Below are 20,473 nucleotides of genomic sequence, written 5' to 3'. Positions count from 1 at the left end.
CTGACCTTGTGGGGATGAACTTAAAGACTAACCCCGACGTGTGACATCGGCGCCTCGCAGGACGCCGGTCGAGGAAGCCTCGGGCGCGGCGGCGTGAGCCGTGCTCAGCCTTCGGCGCGCAGGATCTCGAGGGCGCGGTCGAGCTCGGCCGGGTAGGGCGCCGTGAACGTGACCCACTCGCCCGTGGCCGGGTGATCGAACGAGAGCTGGGCGGCGTGCAACCACTGCCGCGTGAGCCCCAGGCGCTCCGAGAGGGCGACCTCGGCCCCGTAGAGCGTGTCACCCACGCACGGATGCCGCTGCGCCGCCATGTGCACGCGGATCTGGTGCGTGCGCCCCGTCTCGAGGTGGATCTTGAGGAACGACGCGGCGCGGAACGCCTCTTCGGTCTCGTAGTGCGTGACCGACGGTTTGCCCTCGGCCGTGACCGCGAACTTCCAGTCGTGGCGCGGGTGCCGCCCGATGGGCGCGTCGATCGTGCCCGTCAGCGGATCGGGGTGACCCTGCACGACGGCGTGGTAGATCTTCTCGACCTCGCGGTCGTGGAAAGCCAGCTTGAGCGAGGTGTAGGCCCGCTCGGTCTTCGCAACGACCATGAGGCCGGACGTTCCCACGTCGAGGCGGTGCACGATGCCCGCGCGCTCGGCGGCGCCCGATGTGCTGACGCGGAAACCAGCGCCCGCGAGGGCCCCGAGCACCGTGGGGCCGTTCCAGCCGACCGACGGATGCGCGGCCACACCGGCGGGTTTGTTGATGACGACGAACTCGTCGTCATCGTGCACGATCGTGAGGTCGTCGATGACGACGGGGACGATGGTGGGCTCGGCGCGGGGTGTCCACGACACCTCGAGCCAGGCATCCTTGGGCAGGCGGTCGGATTTGCCGAGGACGACGCCGTCGACGCTCACTCCCCCGGCTTCGGCGACCTCGGCCGCGAACGTGCGCGAGAAGCCGAGGAGTTTGGCCAGGGCTGCGTCGACCCGAGAGCCCACCAGCCCGTCGGGAACGGGGAGGCTGCGTGATTCCATGAGGTCTCTATCGAAGGGGTTCGTCGGTGGAACGGGCGGCCGGCTCGGCATCGGCCAGGTCTTTCGCCTCGGCGGCGGCCCGCTTGGCGGAGATGCTGCGCGTGCCGTCCATGTTGATGCCGCGCAGCGTGAGCAGGATGAACAGGCCCATGCTGGTGACGATGCAGATGTCGGCGACGTTGTAGATCGCGGGAAGCATCCACGGGGTGCTGATGAAATCGACCACGTGTCCGAGGCCGAAGCTCGGCTCGCGGAACAGGCGGTCGGTCAGGTTGCCGAGGACTCCCCCGAGCAGCAGGCCGAAGACGACGCCCCAGCCGACCGAGCGGATCTTGCGCGCGAACACGATGATGACGACCGTGACGACGGCCGCGAGGATCGAGAAAATCCAGGTGCTGCCGGCGGCGAGGGAGAAGGCAGCGCCCGGGTTCTTGACGAAGTGCAGAACCAGCACATCGCCCAGAACCCGGACCTGCTCACCCAGCGTGAGATTGCTCTCGACGAGGAACTTGCTGAACTGATCGAGCGCGTACGCCGCAATCGCGACGGAGGCGAGTACGATCAGCGCCCGTGTGCCCCGGGGGGCACCGGACTCATTCGGCAAGGGATTTACGCTTTGGACGCGTCTGCGCCGACCTTCGCGCCGGACGGGCCGGCGTTCTGGTCGAGCTCGTGCAGCTGGCTCTCGATGTAGCCGCGGAGCTTCTGACGGTATTCGCGCTCGAAGACACGCAGCTCATCGATCTTCTTCTCGATGCCGGCCTTCTGTTCGTTGAGGATGGCGGCCTGCTCGCGCTGCTTGGCCTCGGCCTCGGCAACGATGCGGGCGGCGGCGGCGTGACCCTCGGCGACCAGTGCGTCGCGCTTCTCGGAGCCTTCGCGCACGTGCTCGTCGTGCAGACGACGGGCGAGCTGCAGCAGGCTGGAGGACGACTCGGACTCGTCCACGCTCTCGGCCGGGGCGGCAGGCGCGGCGGCAACGGGCGCGGCGGCCTTGGGGGCCTCCTGAGCGACGGGTGTGGCTTCGGTCTTCTCAGTGGAAGAACCGGCCTTCTCGAGGCGCTCCTGGAGCTCCTGATTCTCGGCAACGAGGCGACGCAGTTCGACGACGACCTCGTCGAGGAAGTCGTCGACCTCGTCCTGGTCGTATCCCTCGCGGAACTTCGTCTGCTGGAACTGCTTGTTGACTACATCTTCCGGAGTTAGCGCCATGGCTTTCCCACCTTTGTTATTTCGACTGTGTTGTTTTCGAGCGAGATCTCGATGACGTGCCTACGCTAGCAAACCTCGTCGCGCGCCCGCTGGACTTTCGTGATCAGCGCAGGTAGATCAGCGCAGGAACGAGTTCACGAGCGTCATGGCGATGATCACGCAGAGCATCGTGATACTCCATCCGAAATCGAGCGCCACCGGGCCCACCCGCAGCGGGGGAAGAATCCGCCGGAAGAACCGGATCGGAGGATCGGTGACGACGTAGACGGTTTCGGCTGCCACCAAGCCGGCGCCGCGGGGGCGCCAGCTCGGCTTGAAGCTCCGCGCGAGGTCGAGACCGAAACGGCCCCACATCGCGAAGAAGTACAGCAGAAGCAGGAAGTAAAGGATGCCGCCGATGATGGCGAAGGTTGTGCTCACCCGTTAATTATTGCCGAGCGAAGAAGGTCGACTCGCCCTCGACGGGCTGAGCGACCGTGTCGCCGAGCACGGCGACGTGCGAGGGCGACAGCAGGAAGACCTTGCTGGTGACGCGCTCGATCTTTCCCTGCAGGCCCTGAGAGAGGCCGCTAGCGAAGTCGATCAGGCGACGAGCGTCGCCCTCGGACATCTGCGAGAGGTTGATGATGACGGGCACGCCCTCGCGGAAGGTCTCGGCGATGATCTGCGCGTCCTTGTACTGCTTGGGGTGCACCGTGAGGATCTCGTTGAGCTCGGCGGGTGCGGCCTGCTTGACCTCCGTGGGGCGGCGCAGCGGCGTTACCGGGGCGCGCGTGGGGGTCGGGGCGGCCTGAGGAGCGGCGCTCTCGGCGCGCGGGGCGGCCTTCTGGGGCGCCTCGTTCTGCTGCTGCTGCTCGTACTCAAGGTCCTCGTCGGCGAGGCCAAGATAAACCATTGTCTTCTTCAGCGGGTTGGACATCGCTACCTCCGTTTGTGCGGTTCTTCCTCTTCGACATTAACCGGTCGCGGGTCTGTTACCCGTGATTGCGGTGCCGATTCGTAGGTGTGTCGCGCCCTCTTTCAGCGCGGCTGTGAAATCGCCTGACATTCCGGCCGAGATGCGGTCGGCACCCGGATCGATGGCTCGCACGCGTTCTGAGATGGCGCGCAGGCGAGCGAAGGCGGCCCGGGGTTCTTCGCCGAGGGGTGCGACGGCCATCACACCGCGCAGTCGGATGCCGTCGCCCGCGAGTACGCGCTCGACCAGGGCCTCGACGGCGTCGGGTTGCACGCCGCCGCGCGTGTCGCTCTCGGAGAGGGCGACCTGCACGAAACCGTCGACGATGGATGCCTGGACGTCGTCGTCCCCGGGAGCGGCCGCGAGAGCATCCACGAGGCTCAGGCGATCGAGCGAATGGATGGCGTGCGCATAACGCCTGGCCTGACGCGCCTTGTTGCTCTGCAACTGCCCGACGAAGTGCCAGCGCAGGTCGGGGAGGTCGTCGAGCTCGGCGGCCTTCGCTCGAGCCTCCTGATGGCGGTTCTCCCCCATGTCACGCACGCCGAGGGCATAGAGCTCGCGAACGAGGCTCGCGGGGTGGAACTTGGTGACGACGATCGTCGTGATCTCGCTCGCGTCTCTACCGGCACTGGCCGCCGCCTCGGCCACGGAGGCAGAGACGGCGGCCAGTCGGTCCGCGAGGCCGTGCTCGGAGGGCACGGTCCCGGTGGAGCCCATTGCTACTTCAGGAAGTCGGGGATGTCGAGCTCGTCCTCGTCAGAGAACGCCGGGTCGACGGCGGGGGTCGGCACGGAGTGACGCTCCTCAGAGATGGACCAGGTGTCGTTCTTCTCGGCGGCCGGCGCGGGCGTGGCCGGGGCGATGGGAGCCGCGGCAGGAGCCTGGACCGATTCGGGGGAATCGTTCTTGGCGGTGACGACGCCACCCGTTCCGATGACGGCGTCGCGGTTGGCGATGGCGTCGCGCGACGGCGGCTCGCCTCCGTCAAAACCGGCGGCGATGACCGTGACGCGCACCTCGTCGCCCAGGGTGTCGTCGATGACGGCACCGAAGATGATGTTCGCCTCGGCGTGGACGGCCTCTTGCACGAGACGCGCGGCGTCGTTGATCTCGAAGATACCGAGGTTCGATCCACCCTGGATCGACAGCAGCACACCGTGCGCACCCTCGATGGATGCTTCGAGCAACGGTGACGCGACGGCCAGTTCGGCGGCCTTGATGGCACGGTCGGCTCCACGCGACGAACCGATACCCATGAGGGCGCTACCGGCACCCTGCATGACGCTCTTGACGTCGGCGAAGTCGAGGTTGATGAGGCCGGGGGTGGTGATCAGGTCGGTGATGCCCTGCACACCGGCGAGCAGCACCTGGTCGGCCGTGGAGAAGGCCTCGAGCATGCTGATGCCGCGGTCGCTGATCTCGAGCAGGCGGTCGTTCGGCACGACGATGAGCGTGTCGACTTCTTCTTTGAGCTTGGCGACGCCCAGCTCGGCCTGCGCCTGGCGGCGGCGACCCTCGAAGCCGAAGGGCTTCGTGACGACACCGATGGTGAGGGCGCCGATCGACTTGGCGATGCGCGCGACGACGGGTGCGCCACCCGTTCCCGTTCCGCCACCTTCACCGGCGGTGACGAACACCATGTCGGCGCCGGCGAGGGCTTCTTCGATTTCTTCGGCGTGGTCCTCGGCAGCGCGGCGACCCACCTCGGGGTCGGCGCCGGCACCGAGGCCGCGGGTGATCTCGCGTCCCACGTCGAGCTTGACGTCGGCATCCGACATCAAGAGCGCCTGGGCGTCGGTGTTGATCGAGATGAATTCGACCCCGCGGAGGCCGAGCTCGATCATGCGGTTGACAGCGTTGACGCCGCCACCGCCGATGCCGACGACCTTGATCACGGCAAGGTAGTTCTGGTTGTTTGTCACGTCCGGCCTCCGATGCGAACTTTCAACCTCAAGTTAAGGCTTAAAGTTATGCTGAGTATGCAATTCCTGATCTGAACGTTATGGCGAGAGGCCACCCGACCTCGACCGCCGCGCCGCGTGTCGCGAATATCCGAGCAGAAATTAGGGTTGCTGGCGCACGACGACGGTTTTGCGCGACGACACGTCGTACTGCGCGACCGTAGCCGGATCGGTTGCCGCCATGAGACGTTCGAGTGCCAGGGTCTTGAACGCGCCGTCATCCGCGCTGCCCCAGAGCACCGTCGCGTCGGTGTCGCGGAGTTTCAGCGTGACGTCGTCGTGCGTCTTGGCGGTGACCGAGGCTACCTTCTGGCGCAGCTCGTCGGGCATGGCGCGCAGGACGCCCGCGGCCGACTGGAAGCCCTCGCTCGAGACGCCGTCGGGCACCTCGATAAGCGGGTAACCCGTCGGCTGCGTGTTGGATGCCTCGATCACGACGCCCGCCGCGTCGACGACCGTGAAGCCCTCCCCCGTGTCGATGACGCCGACCGGAGTGCGCTCGACGAGCTTGACGACGAGGGTGTCGGGCGGGCGACTCTCGACCGAGTAGGACTCGATGAGCGGATACTTCACGAGCTCGGCCTTGATCGCGCTCTCGTCGATCAGGGGGAACGGCGAACCGACGATGGGCTGCAGGCCCTGGACGACGGCGTCGGAGGAGACGCGCATGGCGCCATCCACCTCGATTGTGCGCACCGAGAGGATGGGACTGAAGGCCAGAGCGGCCGCGAGCACGCCGATGCCGACGACCGAGCCACCCGCGATCAACCAGGTGCGGCGGCGGCGACGCGAGCGGGCCGTGAAGCGTTTGACCTCGGCGCGTTCGACGCGTTTGCGTTCGCGACGGGCCTGCCGAACGCTCGGGAGGAAACCCGAGGATGCCCGGGCGTCGTCGTCTCGGGGCTGCGGCGTGCGCGTGCCCGCCGAGGATGCGGACGAACCGGCCTTCTTCCCACGCGCACCGGCGGGCGTGGAGTGTGGGCTGGACGATACTTCGGCCCCACGGGACTTCTTATCGCCCGCGGAAGGGCTGTCCCCACGCGACGACTTTCCCGAGCCCGAGCCCGAGCCCGCGCGGGGCGTCGCGCGCGGGGCGTCGGACGTCGAGCGGCGCGGCGAGCCCGCTTCGGAGGCGTCGGGCGTCGCGTCTTCCGCACCGTTCGCCGCAGAACCGCGCGCGGGTCGGCGGCCCTCAGGCGGTGGTGTGAAACCTGACGGTCGTTTCATCGGATGCCTCAGCCGCGGTGGTCGGTGAGCGACCCGAGCAGCTGCGGCACGATGCGATACACGTCACCGCAGCCGAGGGTGATGACGAAGTCTCCTTCGCGCGCGATCGATGCCGTGTAGTCGGCCGCCTGCTGCCAGTCGGCGATGAACGCGACCTTCGACGGGTCGGAGAACTTCTCGCTCACGAGAGCGCCCGTGACACCCGGCTCGGGGTCTTCGCGCGCGCCGTAGACGTCGAGCACGACCGTCTGGTCGGCGTAGCGCTCGAGGGTTTCGGCGAACTCGCGCGCAAACAGGCGCGTGCGGCTGTAGAGGTGCGGCTGGTGCACGGCGATGATGCGCCCCTCGCCCACGACCGTGCGGGCGGCAGACAGCGCCGCGGCGACCTCGGTGGGGTGGTGCGCGTAATCGTCATAGACGCTCACGCCGTCGATGGTTCCGTGCAGCTCGAAGCGGCGCTCGGTGCCGCCGAACTGGGCGATGGCGCGCAGTGACTCGCTCGCACCGAAGCCGAGCCCGACCAGCACGGCGAAGGCGCCGGCCGCGTTCAGGGCGTTGTGGCGCCCGGGCACCGTCAGCGTGGCGCCGTTGTCCTGGCCCTCGAACGACACGATGAACGACACGGGGCCTTCGGTCGTGATCGAGTGCACGCGCACATCGGCGTCGGGGCTCTCGCCGAACGTGATGACGCGTTTGCCCTCGAGCTTCGAGGTCACGCGCACCGCGCCGGGGTCGTCGGCCGAGATGACGACGAACTCGGATGACTTCTGCGCGAAGTCGACGAACGCCTGCTCGAAGGCCTCGAGCGAACCGTAGTGGTCGAGGTGGTCGGGGTCGACGTTGGTGATGAGCGTGACGGCGGTGTCGTAGAGCAGGAACGAACCATCCGATTCGTCTGCCTCGACCACGAAGAGATCGCCCTCGCCGTGCGCGCTCGAGACACCCAGCGACTCGATGACGCCGCCGTTGACGAAGCTCGGGTCCTCGCCGAGGCCCAGTAGGCCGGTGACGATCATGCCCGTCGACGTGGTCTTGCCGTGCGCACCCGCGACGGCAACGAGACGCTGCTGGTTGATGAGCCAGGCGAGGGCCTGCGAGCGGTGCAGAACGGGCAACCCGAGCGAGAGCGCCAGCTGGTATTCGGGGTTCTCTTCCCACAGGGCGCCCGTCACGACGAGCGTGTCGGCGTCACCTACGTTGGCGGCATCGTGGCCGATGGCGACGGGGATGCCGAGAGCACGCATGGCGTCGACGGCACCCGATTCGCGCACATCCGACCCGGTGACGGTGTAACCGGCGTTCGCGAACAGGCGCGCGATACCGCTCATGCCCGAACCGCCGATGCCCACGAAGTGCAGGCGGCCCAGGTTTTCGGGAATCGCCACGGAGAAGTCAGGTTTGATCGTCACGGGTTCGCACTCTTTTCGAAATCGGTGGCCCTGAAGGCCGATTCAGTTATAACCCATCGGGCTGGGTGGCCGGGGAGGCTAGTTCAGCGCTTCCCGGATCAGTTCGTACATGCGCTGCGAGCCCTGCGGCGTGCCCATCGAGCGCGCCTGGATGGCCATATCGTGCAGCCGAACGGTGTCGGTGAGCAGCGGGATGAGGTCGGAACGCACCCACGACGGGGTGAATTGGGCGTCGAGCACCAGGATCGCTCCCCCGGCGCGCACCGAGTCGGCGGCGTTGAACCGCTGCTCGCCGTTGCCGACGGGGTAGGGGACGTAGACGGCGGGGACGCCGAGTGCCGAGAGTTCGGAGACCGTGCCCGAGCCCGCGCGCGAGACGGCCGCGTCGGCGACTCCGAGGGCCAGTTCCATGCGGTCGCAGTAGTCGAGCAGGCGGTAGTGCTTCTCGCCGGGGTCGGTCTGGTCGAAGTTGCGACCGACGATGTGCAGGATCTGCCAGCCGGCCGCGACGATGTCGTCGCGCGACTCGAAGATGGTGTTGTTGAGGCGACGGGCGCCCGACGAGCCGCCGGTCGCAAGCAGCGTCGGGCGATCGGCGTCGAGGCCGAAGAGATCGCGGGCCTCGGCCCGGGCGGCATCCCGATCGAGGCGTTCGATCTCGGGGCGCAGGGGCATGCCGACGAAACGGCCGCCGCGCAGCTTGGTGCCGTGGAAGGCCACGCCGACGAAGGGGGTGTATCGAGCACCGAGTTTGTTGGCCAAACCGGCCTTGGCGTTGGCCTCGTGGATGACGAGGGGAACCTTGCTGCGTCGCGCCGCTAGATAGGCCGGGGCCGAGGCATACCCGCCGAAACCCACCACGACGTCGACTTTGCAGTCGGCGATCAGGGCGACGACATCGTTGACGGCCTTGCGAAAACGCGACCCGAACGTGATGGCGCTCTTGCTGGGCTTGCGCGGGAACGGCAGGCGCTCGATGGTCGACAGCTCATAGCCGCGCGCGGGCACGAGCCGGGCCTCGAGGCCCTCCTTCGTTCCGAGCACGACGATCTCGGCATCCGGTTCGTTCTCGCGGATAGTGTCGGCGACCGCCAGCAGGGGGTTCACATGTCCGGCGGTGCCTCCGCCGGCGAGCAGATAGGTGGTCATCGAATTCCTCGGGTGGGGGTGCCGAACGCGGGGGCCCTGAGGCCCGTCGCCTTCTCGCGGCCCGATGTGCGGGCGAACGAGAGGACGATACCGATCGACACCAGGGAGGTCAGCAGGGCTGTGCCTCCGGCGGATATCAGGGGAAGGGGGACGCCGAGAGTCGGCAGCAGGCGCAGCACGACGGCGATGTTCACGAAGGCCTGGCCGATGACCCACACCATGATGGCGCCCGTGGTGATGCGGGCGAAGGGGTCGGTGCTCGAGCGGATGATGCGCACGAACGCCACGGCCAACAGGACGAAGAGCAGCAGAACGACGACGGCGCCGATGAGGCCGAGTTCTTCACCGATGATGGCGAAGATGTAGTCGTTGGATGCCGCGGGCAACCAGGAGTACTTCTCACGCGAGTTGCCGAGGCCGAGGCCGAAGAGGCCGCCGTTGGCCAGCGCCCAGGTGCCGTGCAGCGGTTGCCAGCACAGGTTCTCGTAGTCGACGCAGTCCTCGTCGAGGAACGACGTGATGCGCGCCATCCGGTTGGGGCTCGTGATCGCGAACCCCAGGAAGACGACGATGCCGAGGATGAACGGCAGCGAGAGGTAGCGCAGCTTGAGGTTGGCGAAGTAGAGCGCGCCGATCACGACCATGCCCATGATCATGACGGTGCCGAGGTCGTGCCCGAGCAGCACGAGGCCGAGCGCTATTACGGCGACGGGAACGGCGGGGATGAGCGCGTGCTTCCAGTCGCCGAGCAGCGCGATCTTGCGGCCGAGCACAGCGCCCAGCCAAATGGCCAGGGCGAGCTTCAGAAGCTCGGAGGGCTGACCCGAGATGGGCCCGATGGCGATCCAGTTCAGGTTTCCACCGACCGCGAATCCGAGCGGCGTGAAGACGAGCGCCTGCAGCAGCAGCGCACCGCCGAGGACGACCCACGCCCAACGCTTCCAGAAGGTCGCGGGGATGCGGCTGATGACGAGCATGAGCGGGATGCCGATCACGGCATACGTCGCCTGCTTCCAGAAGCCGCCGAAGAAGCCCGAGTCGTCGAGGAACGAGTCGACCGACGAGGCCGACAGCACCATGACGAGGCCGATGAGCACGAGAAAGACCGTCGTGCCGAGAAGCAGGTAGTAGTTGCTCGACTCCGGCGTGAAGATGCGCCCGAGCGAAATGCGGGTGGCCTTCGAGCCGGAGCTGTGCTCAGCGGTCGTCGGTCGGTCGGTCGGTGGAGCGCTCATCTGCCTGACCTCCCAGATAGGTGCGCACGGCCTGCTGGAACTTGTGGCCGCGTTCTGCGTAGTTGGCGAACTGGTCCATCGATGCCGCCGCGGGAGCGAGCAAGACCACATCGCCCGGTTCGGCGATGCCGGCCGCGAAATCGACGGCCGCGCTCATCACCTGTTCAGTGTCGGATGTCTCGACCTCGAACAGCGGCACCTGGGGCGCGTGTCGCCCGAATGCCTCGAGGATCGGCTGGCGGTCGACGCCGATGATGACGACACCGCGCACACGGTCGGCGTGCCGGCGCACGATCTCGTCGATCTGCACACCCTTCAGCAGCCCGCCGACCACCCAGACGACCGAGGGGTATGACGCGAGCGACGCGTTGGCGGCGTGCGGGTTGGTGGCCTTCGAGTCGTCGACCCACGTGATTTCGCCGACGCTCGCGATGACCTCGATGCGGTGGGCGTCGAGCGCGAAGCCCTGCAGCGCCAGGCGGACCTGTTCAGGCGTGACGCCGTAGGAGCGCGCGAGGGCCGCGGCGGCGAGCACGTTCTGCACGATGTGCGGCGCCGCGAGGCCGAGCTCGTGCAGTTCGTCGACCGTGGTCAGTTCGAGCGCCGAGGAGTGGCGTTCGTCGAGGAACGCGCGGTCACACAGGATGCCGTCGACCACGCCGAAGTCGCTCGGGCCGGGGACGCCCAGGTCGAAACCGATGGCGCGGGCACCGTCGGTGACCTCGGCCTCTTGCACCATGCGCATCGTGCGCTCGTCGGCCTTGTTGTAGACGCAGGCGACGCGCGTGCGGTCGTAGACGTGCGCCTTGGCGGCGACGTAGGCCTCGAGCGAGCCGTGCCAGTCGATGTGATCGTCGGCGATGTTGAGGCACACGGCCGAGAACGGCGTGACCGGGTCGGGCCCCGTCTGCGCGCTGAGGTAGTGCAGCTGATAGCTCGAGAGTTCGACGACGAAGACGTCGAAGCCCGCGGGGTCGCGCACGGCGTCGAGAACGGGCACGCCGATGTTGCCGCACGGAGCGACGCGCAGGCCGGCCGCGGCCAGCATGGTGGCCGTGAGCTGCACGGTCGTGGTCTTGCCGTTGGTGCCCGTGACGAGGATCCACTCGGCGGGCGTGCCCACCTTGTCGCGCACACGCCAGGCCAGCTCGACGTCGCCCCACACGGCGACGCCCTGCTCAGCGGCCCACACGAGAATCGGATGCGTGGGCACGAAGCCCGGCGACACGACGATGACATCGGGCTGCTGGTCGGCAAGCTCGGCCGGCACCTCGTCGAGGGACGCCTGCACGAGGCGGGCACCGATGACGGGGATCAGCTGCGCGCGCTCGTCGGCCACATTCGACGCGAGGACGAGGACATCCGCCCCCAGTTCGGTGAGCGTGTCGGCCACCGAGAAGCCCGTCACGCCGAGGCCCAGAACGGCCACTTTCAGGCCCTTCCAGTCGGCGTGCCAACTCGTGAGGCCGTCGAGGCGATTCTGCTGCGGCACTAGCGGGTGATCCATTCCAGGTAGAAGGTTCCGACGCCAGCGGCGACGAACAGGCCGCCGACGATCCAGAAGCGCACGACGACCGTGACCTCGGCCCATCCCTTCAATTCGAAGTGGTGGTGGATGGGGCTCATGCGGAAGATGCGCTTGCCGTGGGTGATCTTGAAGTAGGCGCGTTGCACGATGACCGAGCCGGTCTCGATGACGAAGAGGCCACCGATGAAGACGAGGAGCAGCTCGGTGTGCGTGAGGATCGCGAGGGCGGCCAGGGCGCCGCCGAGCGCGAGCGAACCGGTGTCGCCGAGGAAGATCTGGGCGGGCGACGTGTTCCACCAGAGGAACCCGATGAGCGCACCCGAGATGGCGGCGGCCACGATGGCGAGGTCGAGCGGGTCACGCACGTCGTAGCACTTGTAGCGCACGGCCTCGGCGAGGTTCGGGCTGAAGCACGACTGGTTCGACTGCCAGAAACCGATGATGACGTAGGAGCCGATGGCCAGGATGGACGCGCCCGTCGCCAGGCCGTCGAGACCGTCGGTCACGTTGACGCCGTTGGAAGCCGCGGCCACCAGGAAGCTCGTCCAGATGAGGTAGAGAATGACGCCGATCAGCGGAATGGCGGGGGCGATCAGCAAGAAGTTGATTGGCAGGTCGCGCGTGAACGAGATGGCCGTCGACGCGGGCGTGATGCCGGCCTGGTTGGGGAAGTTCATGGCCATGATGGCGAACGCCGTGGCGACGATGACCTGGCCGAGCACCTTGGCCCAGCCGCCGAGACCCAGGCTGCGCTGTTTGCGCGTTTTCATGAAGTCGTCGATGAAGCCGACGACGCCGAGCCCGACCATCATGAAGAGCACGAGGAGCGCCGACATGGTGATGCGATCGCCCGTGATGAGCATGGCGACGAAGTAGCCGAAGAGCGTGCCCACGATGATGACGATGCCGCCCATGGTGGCGGTGCCGCGCTTGGCGTGATGCGACTGCGGGCCATCGTCACGGATGAACTGGCCCCACTTGAGCTTGCGGAACAGCCGCACGAAGACGGGCGTGAGGAAGAGCGAGAAGGCCATCGACAGAGCGGCGGCGGTCAGAAGGGCTACCACGCGAACAGTTCTCCCAACCGGTCACCGAGAAAGCGGAGCTTCGCGGAATTGGACGATTTCACCAGAACGGTGTCGCCCGCTCGGAGCTCCGTTGCCAGATAGTCGTAGGCCTCGTCTTGCGTTTCGAAGTATACCGACTCGCCGTCCCACGACCCCTCGTTGATCGCGGTGATGTGCATGCGCCGGGCTTCGGCGCCCACGACCACGAGCTGCGAGATGTTGAGGCGTACGAGCTGCAGGCCGATGCGGTCGTGTTCTTCGCCCGCGAACTCGCCGAGTTCGGACATGGCGCCCAGCACGGCGACCGTGCGGGACCCCTCGGGACTGATCTGGGCGAGCGTCTTGATGGCCGCCGACATGGAGTCGGGGCTGGCGTTGTAGGCGTCGTTGATTATGGTGACGTCATCGCGGCCGCCGAGCACCTCCATGCGCCAGCGTTCGGCGCGGGCGACGCCCTCGAGCGCGGTGACGGCTTCGCCCAGCGGCACGCCCAGCGTCGTGGCGACGGCCAGCGCGGCCAGCGCGTTCATGACGTGGTGTTCGCCGAGCACCTTGAGGTGCACCGTGCGGCTCTCGCCACCGGGGATGGTGACGACGAAGGTGGTGCCGGTGCGCGACGAGACGATGTCGGTGGCGCGCACGTCGGCCGAGTCTTCTTGGCCGAACCAGAGCACGCGCGCGGGCGTGACATCCGCCATCTGTCGCACGCGGTGGTCGTCGGCGTTGAGCACGGCGACGCCCGTCTCGGGCAGGTCGGTCACCATCTCGCTCTTGGCCTTCTGCGTGGCCTCGATGCCGCCGAAGCCGCCGGCGTGGGCCAGGCCGACCTTCAGCACGACACCGATCTCGGGATGCGCCATGACCACGAGCCGCGTGATGTCGCCCTGCTTGCTGGCACCCATCTCGGCGACGAGGTAGCGCGTGGAGGGCGTGAGCCGGAGCATGGTGAGCGGTGCGCCCACCTCGTTGTTGAAGGAGCCGCGCGGGGCCACGGTCTCGCCCTGGGGCTCGAGGATGGCGCGCAGCATGTTCTTGGTCGTGGTCTTGCCGTTGGAGCCCGTGATGCCGACGACGCGCAGGTCTCCCCCGGCGCGCACGCGGTCGACCACGGCGCGGGCCAGCGTTCCGAGCGCTTCGACGACGTCGTCGACGACGATCTGGGCGACGTTCTCGTCGACCTCGTGCTCGACGAGCGCGAGCACGGCGCCGTTCTCGACGGCTTTGCCGACGAACAGGTGGCCGTCGGTCTCTTCGCCGGGTTTGGCGACGAAGATGCCGCCGGGCGCGATCTCCCGGGAATCGGTGTCGACGAGGCCGGACACGGTGCTGTCGGCCGTGAGGCCCGCCTCGCGGGTCGCGAGCGTGCCGCCCGTGATGTCGGCGATCTCTCGGAGTGTCAGTTCAATCATCAGTTCTCAGTTCTTGGCCGGTCGGTGTGCGGGCCAGTGTGATGCGGTGCGTGATGCGGTGCGCACGGCAACGCCCGTTTCACTCGCTGCAGGGTCGAGCGAAACAGGCGTTGTCATGACTCAGTATTCGCCGGGGTAGTTCGCCGGCGTGCCCGTGGAGGGCGGAATTCCGTAGCGTTTGATCACTTGCGTGACGGCCTGTTTGAAGACCGGTGCCGCCGCTGCCGACGACATGAGGGTGAGCGGGTCTTTCAGGTGCACGGTGATCACGTATTGGGGGTCTTCTGCCGGAACGGTTCCGGCCATCGAGGCGACATAGGTTTTCTTCAGTTTACCCGCGCCGTCGGACTGTTCTGCGGTGCCCGATTTTGCTGCTACGCGGTAACCGGGCATCGTGAGGTCTTTCGCCAGGAACCCGTTCGTGACCACGGTTTCCATCATTCCGAGGACCTCTTTAGAGGCTTCCTCGCTGATGACCCGTTTTCCGCTGGATGCGGCGGGCACTTCCGTCGTCGTCCCGTCGGAGTATTCGCACCCCTCGACGAGCTGCATGGGCAGTTCGACTCCCCCGTTGGCGATCGCCTGGTAGGCGTTGGCCATCTGGATGGCGGTGACGGCGACGCCCTGGCCGAACATGGTGACGTAATCGGTCTGGTTGTCCCATTTCTCCCACGGGTGCAGGATGCCGGAGTCTTCGCCGGGGAACCCGATGGCCGACGCATCGCCGATGCCGAACTTCTTCAGGTAGTTGTAACGGTCTTGCGCGCTCATCTTCTCGCCGAGCTTGCTCAGACCCGTGTTGGACGACTGCTGCAGCACGCCCGTCAGGGTGAGGCGCTCGGGGTCGTGCGGCAGGGCGTCTTTGATGCTGGCGCCGTTTTCAGGCTTGTAGCGGTATTCGGCGAGCACCTGCGAGGTGGGCGTGGCGAGCCCCGCGTCGATGAGGGATGCCGCGGTCAGTGGCTTGAAGATCGACCCGGGCTCGAAGGGCGCCGTGAAGGCTTTCGAGCCGCGGTCTTCGGGGGCGGTCGCGTTGATGTCGTTGGGGTCGACGCTCGGCCATTCGGCCAGCGCACGGATCTTGCCCGTCTTGACCTCGGTGACCATGACCGTTCCCGAGGTCGCGCCCGTCGCGGCGATCTGCGAGGCCACGAGCTGCTGCATGTACCAGTTCAGGTCCGCGTCGATCGTGAGCTTCACGTTGCCGCCCTCTTTGGCGGCCGTCGTCACCTCGGTGGTGCCGGGCAGGGCCACACCGTCTTTCGAGCGCTGGTAGCTCTGCGTGCCGTTCTCGCCCGTGAGGCAGGCGTTTTGCTGCAGCTCGATGCCGGCGAGACCCTTCTGATCGCTGCCGACGAACCCGATGACGTTGCCCGCGACGGACCCGTTGGGGTAGGTGCGGCCGGGGTTCTGCTCGGTGTAGATCCACGGGATGTTGAGGTCGCGGATCTTCTGGTAGCTGTCGGCGCTCTGCGATTTGATGAGGAGCGCGTAGTTGGACGCGGAATCGGCGGCGAGGGCATCGTCGATGATCTTCTGCAGGTCGGAGGCGGATTGCCCGGTGATGGCGCCCACCTCGGTGAGGGCCTGCTCGACCGTGACCTCTTGCTTCTTGCCGTCGACGGTGCGGTCGAATTCTTTGACGTCGCGGGGCGATGTCGTGATGTCGAACAGCGCGACCGTGCTGGCGAGGATGTTGCCGTTGGTGTCGAGGATCTCGCCGCGCGGCGCGTAGATGGTGCCGTTGGCGGTGGTCTTCGTCAGCGAGTCGGACACCAGTGCGTCGGCGCGCACGAGCTGGATGTCGACGAGTCGGACGACGAAGACGGCCACCACCACGATGACGGCTGCGACGGCGAAGACGATGCGCCGCTTGGTCGAGACGGTGTGTGAGGCCACGCTTCGTCCTTCTCTGCTCGGGTTCTCGGCTGACGCCTCTCGGCATCCGGTCTGTCAGCGCCTGGTCGGGCTGCACCCGTCGCGACGCTCTCTGTCTCGGTGATCGCGGGGCGTTCACCGGGGCGGAAGCGCGCCCCGGGCTAGTGAGTGCTCGGGGACGGCAGACCGTTCTCCAACGATACGGTCGGCGGCGCGGCTTCATCGGTAGGCGCGCCCTCGGCGGTTGCGTCGGGGTCGCCGACCGTGGCGTCGGGCGCGACGGCGAGCGGGTCTCCGGCGATCAGCGAGTTGGGAATGGCGCTGGACGAGATCAGGGGAACCGGCGTGTCGGTCGTGGCGGCGGTGGCGTTGCCGGTGACCGAGCCGTCACTCAGGCGCAGGTAGGCGGGCGTGCCGTTGATGACCATGCCGAGCGATTCGGCGTTGGCGGCGAGGTATTGCGGAGACGAGATCTCTTTCACGTCGTTCGACACCGTCTGCAGCTGCAGCCCCAACGACCGCTCGGATGCCTGCAGCGACGAGATCTCGTAGGCGCCCTGGCTGAGCCCCACACCGAGCAGCAGCTGCGCGATGACGACGACGAGCACGCCGCCGACCGTGACGAGCGCGTAGGCCGTCTTGGGCCGCGCGCGGCGCGCGTCCTTGGGAACGGCCTCGATGTAAGGGGCCTTCTTGCGGCCCGGCTGCGTGGGCGACGACGGTGCGGGCAGTGCCGATGCGGTCAGCGGCAGGTCATAGGCGGTCTGGGCGCTCATCGGGTTCCTTTTCTCACGCGCTCGATGGCCCGCAGTCGCACCGGGGTGGCGCGGGGGTTCTCAGCTTTTTCGTCGTCGGAGGCGAGTTCGGCACCCTTGACCAGGGCGCGGAAGAGGGGGGCGTGTTCGGGCAGCTCGACGGGTAGGCCCGCGGGGGCCGTCGACGCGATGACCTTCTGGAAGTCCTTCTTGACGATGCGGTCTTCGAGGGACTGGTAAGCCAGCACGACGATGCGGCCGCCGACTGCGAGCGAGTCGAGGGCGCGCGGGATGGCGTCTTCGAGCACCGAGAGTTCTTGGTTGACCTCGATGCGCAGGGCCTGGAAGACGCGTTTGGCGGGGTGGCCGGCGCGCTGCACGGCCGCGGGGGTGGCCGCCTGGATGATCTCGACGAGTTCGGCCGACCGGGTGATGGGGCGGGCGTCGCGAGCCTCGACGATCTTGCGGGCGTAGCGTTGCGCAAGCTTCTCTTCGCCGTATTTCTGGAAGATGTTGCGCAGCTCGTGCTCGGTGTAGGTGGCGATGACCGTCTCGGCCGTGAGCTCGCTCGTGGCATCCATGCGCATGTCGAGCGGTGCGTCTTTGGAGTAGGCGAAGCCGCGCTCGGCCTCGTCGAGCTGCAGCGACGAGACGCCGAGGTCGAACAGGATGCCGTGCACCTCGGGAATGCCGAGACCCTCGAGTGCTTCGTCGATGCCGTCGTAGACGGTGTGCACGAGCTTGACGCGATCGCCGAAACGGGCGAGGCGCTCACGCGAGATGGCGAGGGCATCGAGGTCGCGGTCGAGACCCACGAGCGTGATGTTCGGAAAACGCTCGAGGAACGCCTCGGCATGGCCGCCCATGCCGAGCGTGCAGTCGACCAGCACGGCACCGTCGGCCGCGAGGGCGGGTGCCAGCAGCTCGACGCAACGCTCGAGCAGAACCGGGGTGTGGATGTCGTTCAGGGCCATATGAACCGGGTGGCCCCTGGACTCTGATCCCCATCCGACCCGACCTGGCAACGGGGAAGTATGCCAGGGAGTGGACGGCTGGGAGTCAGAACGCAGGGACTAGAAAAGTCCCGGAATCACCTCCTCGGCGGTGTCGGCGAATGCTGCTTCTTGTTCGGCCAGGTAGGCCTCCCACGCTTCGGTGTCCCAGATCTCGGCGCGGCTGCCGGCGCCGATGACCGTGAGGTCGCGGCTGAGGCCGGCGTAGGCACGCAGGGATGCGGGGACCGTGACGCGGTGCTGCTTATCGGGCGTCTCGGCGCTGGCGCCGGACAGGAACACACGCAGGTAGTCGCGCGCCTGTTTCGAGGTGACGGGCGCCTGACGGATCTTCGTGTGCAGTTCTTCGAACTCGCGGGTGGAGAAGACGTAGATGCAGTGCTCTTGGCCCCGCGTCATCACCACTCCCCCGGCGAGCTCGTCGCGAAACTTGGCCGGCAGGATGATGCGTCCCTTCTCGTCGAGCTTGGGGGCGTAGGTGCCAAGAAACACGTGTCATCCCCCTTCTCGTTCCGGCCAACTTTCGGGATGTCTCCACTTTACTCCACTTCGCACCACAAACCTATGACATCCACCTCTTTTCTCGGCCGAATCGGGAATAAATCCGCGCCATTGCAGGCGACGCGCGGGTGGAGGGACAGGGAGAGCAATGGGGTGCGCTCGGGACCGTTTCGTGGCGCGCTAGACAGCGCGACCCGCGAGGACACGCAGAGTGGAGGAAAGGTCCGCGGCGGCGGGGAGGAAAATGGAGAACGGCGTCGCTTCAGCGGGGAGCGCCTGCGCAGAGCGCTGGCAGAGAGCACTGACGGAGAGCGCGGGCGGAGAGCGCGGGCGGAGTACGCCGGCGGGCAACAAAAAAGCAGCCGCACCGAAGTGCGACTGCTTGAGTGTGTGGAGCGGGATGCGACCGGGGAAAGCTGGCCAGCCCCCGGGACCGGGGCTATTCTCCGCGGTCGTCCTGGCGACGATCCCAGCGGCTGTTCATTCGATTCATGAACGTGCCACCCGATGCGGCCTTCTTCTTCGAGGCGGACGGGCGCTGCGCTTCTTTCAAAACGTCTTCAGCCGTGAGCGTGCCGTGGTGCTTGCGGGGCGTGATGGCGATCATCACGCCGGCGAACATCACGACGAAGCCGATAATGCCCACGACGGGCTGCTGCAGAACCACGCCCGTGACGAGGGCGCCGACGCCCAGGATGCCGACGACCGAACCGATCGCGATGCTGCGGTAGCTCGGGCGGCCGCGCTGATCTCCGGCGGTCGACACGAAATCGGCATCGTTGCGGTAGAGGTTGCGCTCCATCTCGTCAAGGAGCCGTTGCTCCTGCTCGGAAAGCGGCATGTCTTACCCTCCAACTCGCTCAACACGGGGCATGTATGTCACGAATTCTAACCCCGCCATCGACACCTAGGCTAGGCCAGGCATCCCGCTAGGGTGGTCTTGTGACCGAAAGCCGAAACCTTGCCGAACTGGTCAATGATCGGATCGAAGAATTCCTCGAAACCCGTGCGTCAATTCTCGCTCACCTCGGCGATGACCTCCTTCCGTTCTCCGCGTTCTCTCGGGAGTTTCTCAGCGGTGGCAAGCGGTTCCGGGCAAGCTTCTCCTACTGGGGGTGGCAGAGCGTTCGCAGCGCCGCGGGCGACGTCGGGCAGCCGACATCCGATGAGCTGAGGGCGGTCGTCACACTGGCGGCATCGCTCGAGATCTTCCACGCGGCAGCGCTCGTGCACGATGACATCATCGACAACTCCGATACGCGTCGCGGGGCCCCGGCCGCACACCGTCGCTTCGAGAAGTTGCACACCGACGGCGGATGGGATGGCGACGGCGACGACTACGGCCGCGCATCCGCCATTCTGCTGGGCGATCTGCTGCTCGGCTGGAGCGATGAGATCCTCGACGAGGCGCTGGCGCTGGTCGATCGCGCGACATCCATTCGGGTGCGTGCAGAGTTCATGCGCATGCGCACCGAAGTGACGGCCGGGCAATACCTCGACATCCTCGAGGAGCGTGCGTGGCGCAGCCGGCCCGAGAGCGAACACCGCGAGCGAGCCCAGCGCGTGGTCGTCTTCAAATCGGCGAAATACAGCATCGAGGCACCGCTGGCTCTCGGCGCATTGCTCGCCGGCGGCAGCGATGATCAGCTCGAGGCGCTGCGCTCCTTCGGCCTTCCGCTCGGCGTGGCCTTCCAGCTGCGCGACGACCTGCTCGGCGTTTTCGGCGACGAGAAGGTCACCGGCAAGCCGAGCGGCGACGACCTGCGCGAGGGCAAGCGCACGGTGCTCATCGCGCTCACGCGTGAAGCCGTGCCCGCGCCGACCAAGAACCTGATCGACGAGCTGCTGGGCGATCCGACGCTCGAGCCCGAACAGATCGCGTCACTGCAGGCGACCATCACCGAGAGCGGCGCGGTCGACCGCTCGGAGGAGATCATCGCCGAGAACGTGCGCGTTGCGCGGGCAGCCCTCGACGGAGCGCCCCTCGGAGCGGAAGCGATCGAGCGCTTGAGCGAACTCGCCGAAACCGTCACGCGACGTAACTACTAGATCCAGCCGAGTCGGCTCTGCGGGCGACCGCTTCGCACCACTGCGCGTCCGGCCGTGCCGCATCGGCGGGTGTGCCGCTCGGCGAGACGAG

At 67.1% G+C, this 20,473-nt stretch carries 20 protein-coding genes; 1 reads left to right on the top strand and 19 read right to left on the bottom strand.

What is annotated here, in order from left to right; translation table 11 throughout:
- Positions 1-104: 104 nt before the first annotated feature.
- The 19 genes from ALI44B_RS02050 to ALI44B_RS01960 all read right to left on the bottom strand — a co-directional run bounded on the left by ALI44B_RS02050 (position 105) and on the right by ALI44B_RS01960 (position 19,174).
- Positions 105-1,028, bottom strand: a complete 924-nt coding sequence (locus ALI44B_RS02050) for an RluA family pseudouridine synthase (protein ID WP_077053107.1) — start codon at positions 1,026-1,028, stop codon at positions 105-107.
- A gap of 7 nt (positions 1,029-1,035) precedes the next feature.
- Positions 1,036-1,632 carry a signal peptidase II gene (gene lspA, locus ALI44B_RS02045; RefSeq protein ID WP_238591996.1) on the bottom strand — a complete coding sequence of 199 codons (597 nt, stop codon included), beginning with the start codon at positions 1,630-1,632 and terminating at the stop codon, positions 1,036-1,038.
- 5 nt (positions 1,633-1,637) lie between these two features.
- A complete protein-coding gene (locus ALI44B_RS02040) occupies positions 1,638-2,240 on the bottom strand; it encodes a DivIVA domain-containing protein (protein ID WP_077053106.1) in 603 nt (200 codons plus the stop codon).
- Positions 2,241-2,357: 117 nt separating this feature from the next.
- Positions 2,358-2,660 carry a YggT family protein gene (locus ALI44B_RS02035; protein WP_077053105.1) on the bottom strand — a complete coding sequence of 101 codons (303 nt, stop codon included), beginning with the start codon at positions 2,658-2,660 and terminating at the stop codon, positions 2,358-2,360.
- Positions 2,661-2,667: 7 nt separating this feature from the next.
- Entirely contained in the window at positions 2,668-3,159 is a 492-nt protein-coding gene (locus ALI44B_RS02030; RefSeq protein WP_077053104.1) for a cell division protein SepF, read from the bottom strand.
- Positions 3,160-3,195: 36 nt separating this feature from the next.
- On the bottom strand, positions 3,196-3,918 hold the full coding sequence (locus ALI44B_RS02025; RefSeq protein ID WP_077053103.1) for a YggS family pyridoxal phosphate-dependent enzyme: 723 nt from the start codon (positions 3,916-3,918) through the stop codon (positions 3,196-3,198).
- Between the two features lie 2 nt (positions 3,919-3,920).
- The gene (gene ftsZ, locus ALI44B_RS02020; protein ID WP_077053102.1) at positions 3,921-5,123 is read right to left on the bottom strand and encodes a cell division protein FtsZ; all 1,203 of its coding nucleotides are present in this window, start codon (positions 5,121-5,123) and stop codon (positions 3,921-3,923) included.
- A 141-nt stretch (positions 5,124-5,264) separates the two neighbouring features.
- On the bottom strand, positions 5,265-6,389 hold the full coding sequence (locus ALI44B_RS02015) for a cell division protein FtsQ/DivIB (protein WP_077053101.1): 1,125 nt from the start codon (positions 6,387-6,389) through the stop codon (positions 5,265-5,267).
- 8 nt (positions 6,390-6,397) lie between these two features.
- A complete protein-coding gene (gene murC, locus ALI44B_RS02010; protein ID WP_077053100.1) occupies positions 6,398-7,798 on the bottom strand; it encodes a UDP-N-acetylmuramate--L-alanine ligase in 1,401 nt (466 codons plus the stop codon).
- 78 nt (positions 7,799-7,876) lie between these two features.
- Complete coding sequence (locus tag ALI44B_RS02005; protein WP_077053099.1) at positions 7,877-8,947, bottom strand: UDP-N-acetylglucosamine--N-acetylmuramyl-(pentapeptide) pyrophosphoryl-undecaprenol N-acetylglucosamine transferase; 1,071 nt, start codon at positions 8,945-8,947, stop codon at positions 7,877-7,879.
- Complete coding sequence (ftsW, locus tag ALI44B_RS02000) at positions 8,944-10,182, bottom strand: putative lipid II flippase FtsW (RefSeq protein WP_077053098.1); 1,239 nt, start codon at positions 10,180-10,182, stop codon at positions 8,944-8,946. The genes ALI44B_RS02005 and ftsW overlap by 4 nt, the downstream gene beginning before the upstream one ends.
- Positions 10,145-11,689 (bottom strand): UDP-N-acetylmuramoyl-L-alanine--D-glutamate ligase, encoded by a 1,545-nt coding sequence (murD, locus tag ALI44B_RS01995; protein WP_077053097.1) that lies wholly within the window; start codon positions 11,687-11,689, stop codon positions 10,145-10,147. Before murD ends, ftsW begins: the two co-directional genes overlap by 38 nt.
- Positions 11,674-12,777, bottom strand: a complete 1,104-nt coding sequence (mraY, locus tag ALI44B_RS01990) for a phospho-N-acetylmuramoyl-pentapeptide-transferase (RefSeq protein WP_077053096.1) — start codon at positions 12,775-12,777, stop codon at positions 11,674-11,676. The genes murD and mraY overlap by 16 nt, the downstream gene beginning before the upstream one ends.
- A complete protein-coding gene (locus ALI44B_RS01985) occupies positions 12,771-14,186 on the bottom strand; it encodes a UDP-N-acetylmuramoyl-tripeptide--D-alanyl-D-alanine ligase (RefSeq protein WP_077053095.1) in 1,416 nt (471 codons plus the stop codon). Before ALI44B_RS01985 ends, mraY begins: the two co-directional genes overlap by 7 nt.
- A 120-nt stretch (positions 14,187-14,306) precedes the next feature.
- Positions 14,307-16,085 carry a peptidoglycan D,D-transpeptidase FtsI family protein gene (locus ALI44B_RS01980; protein ID WP_077053094.1) on the bottom strand — a complete coding sequence of 593 codons (1,779 nt, stop codon included), beginning with the start codon at positions 16,083-16,085 and terminating at the stop codon, positions 14,307-14,309.
- Positions 16,086-16,225: 140 nt separating this feature from the next.
- Positions 16,226-16,840, bottom strand: coding sequence for a cell division protein FtsL (ftsL, locus tag ALI44B_RS01975; RefSeq protein WP_077053093.1), 615 nt, complete (start codon positions 16,838-16,840; stop codon positions 16,226-16,228).
- Positions 16,837-17,793, bottom strand: coding sequence for a 16S rRNA (cytosine(1402)-N(4))-methyltransferase RsmH (gene rsmH / locus ALI44B_RS01970; RefSeq protein WP_077053092.1), 957 nt, complete (start codon positions 17,791-17,793; stop codon positions 16,837-16,839). The genes ftsL and rsmH overlap by 4 nt, the downstream gene beginning before the upstream one ends.
- A 99-nt stretch (positions 17,794-17,892) precedes the next feature.
- Positions 17,893-18,324: a division/cell wall cluster transcriptional repressor MraZ gene (gene mraZ / locus ALI44B_RS01965; protein WP_077053091.1), complete on the bottom strand. Its 432-nt coding sequence runs from the start codon at positions 18,322-18,324 to the stop codon at positions 17,893-17,895.
- Between the two features lie 448 nt (positions 18,325-18,772).
- Positions 18,773-19,174 (bottom strand): SCO2097 family morphological protein, encoded by a 402-nt coding sequence (locus ALI44B_RS01960; RefSeq protein WP_077053090.1) that lies wholly within the window; start codon positions 19,172-19,174, stop codon positions 18,773-18,775.
- Positions 19,175-19,275: 101 nt separating this feature from the next.
- Here ALI44B_RS01960 and ALI44B_RS01955 point away from each other — a divergent pair, with 101 nt between their 5' ends.
- Entirely contained in the window at positions 19,276-20,382 is a 1,107-nt protein-coding gene (locus tag ALI44B_RS01955) for a polyprenyl synthetase family protein (RefSeq protein WP_077053089.1), read from the top strand.
- The last annotated feature ends 91 nt before the right edge of the window (positions 20,383-20,473 follow it).

The sequence above is a fragment of the Leifsonia sp. ALI-44-B genome, from assembly GCF_001984125.1.
In the GTDB taxonomy this organism is placed as follows: Bacteria; Actinomycetota; Actinomycetes; order Actinomycetales; family Microbacteriaceae; genus Okibacterium.
Note: the sequence above shows the minus strand (reverse complement) of the source record. Positions and strands in the feature narration are given on the sequence as shown.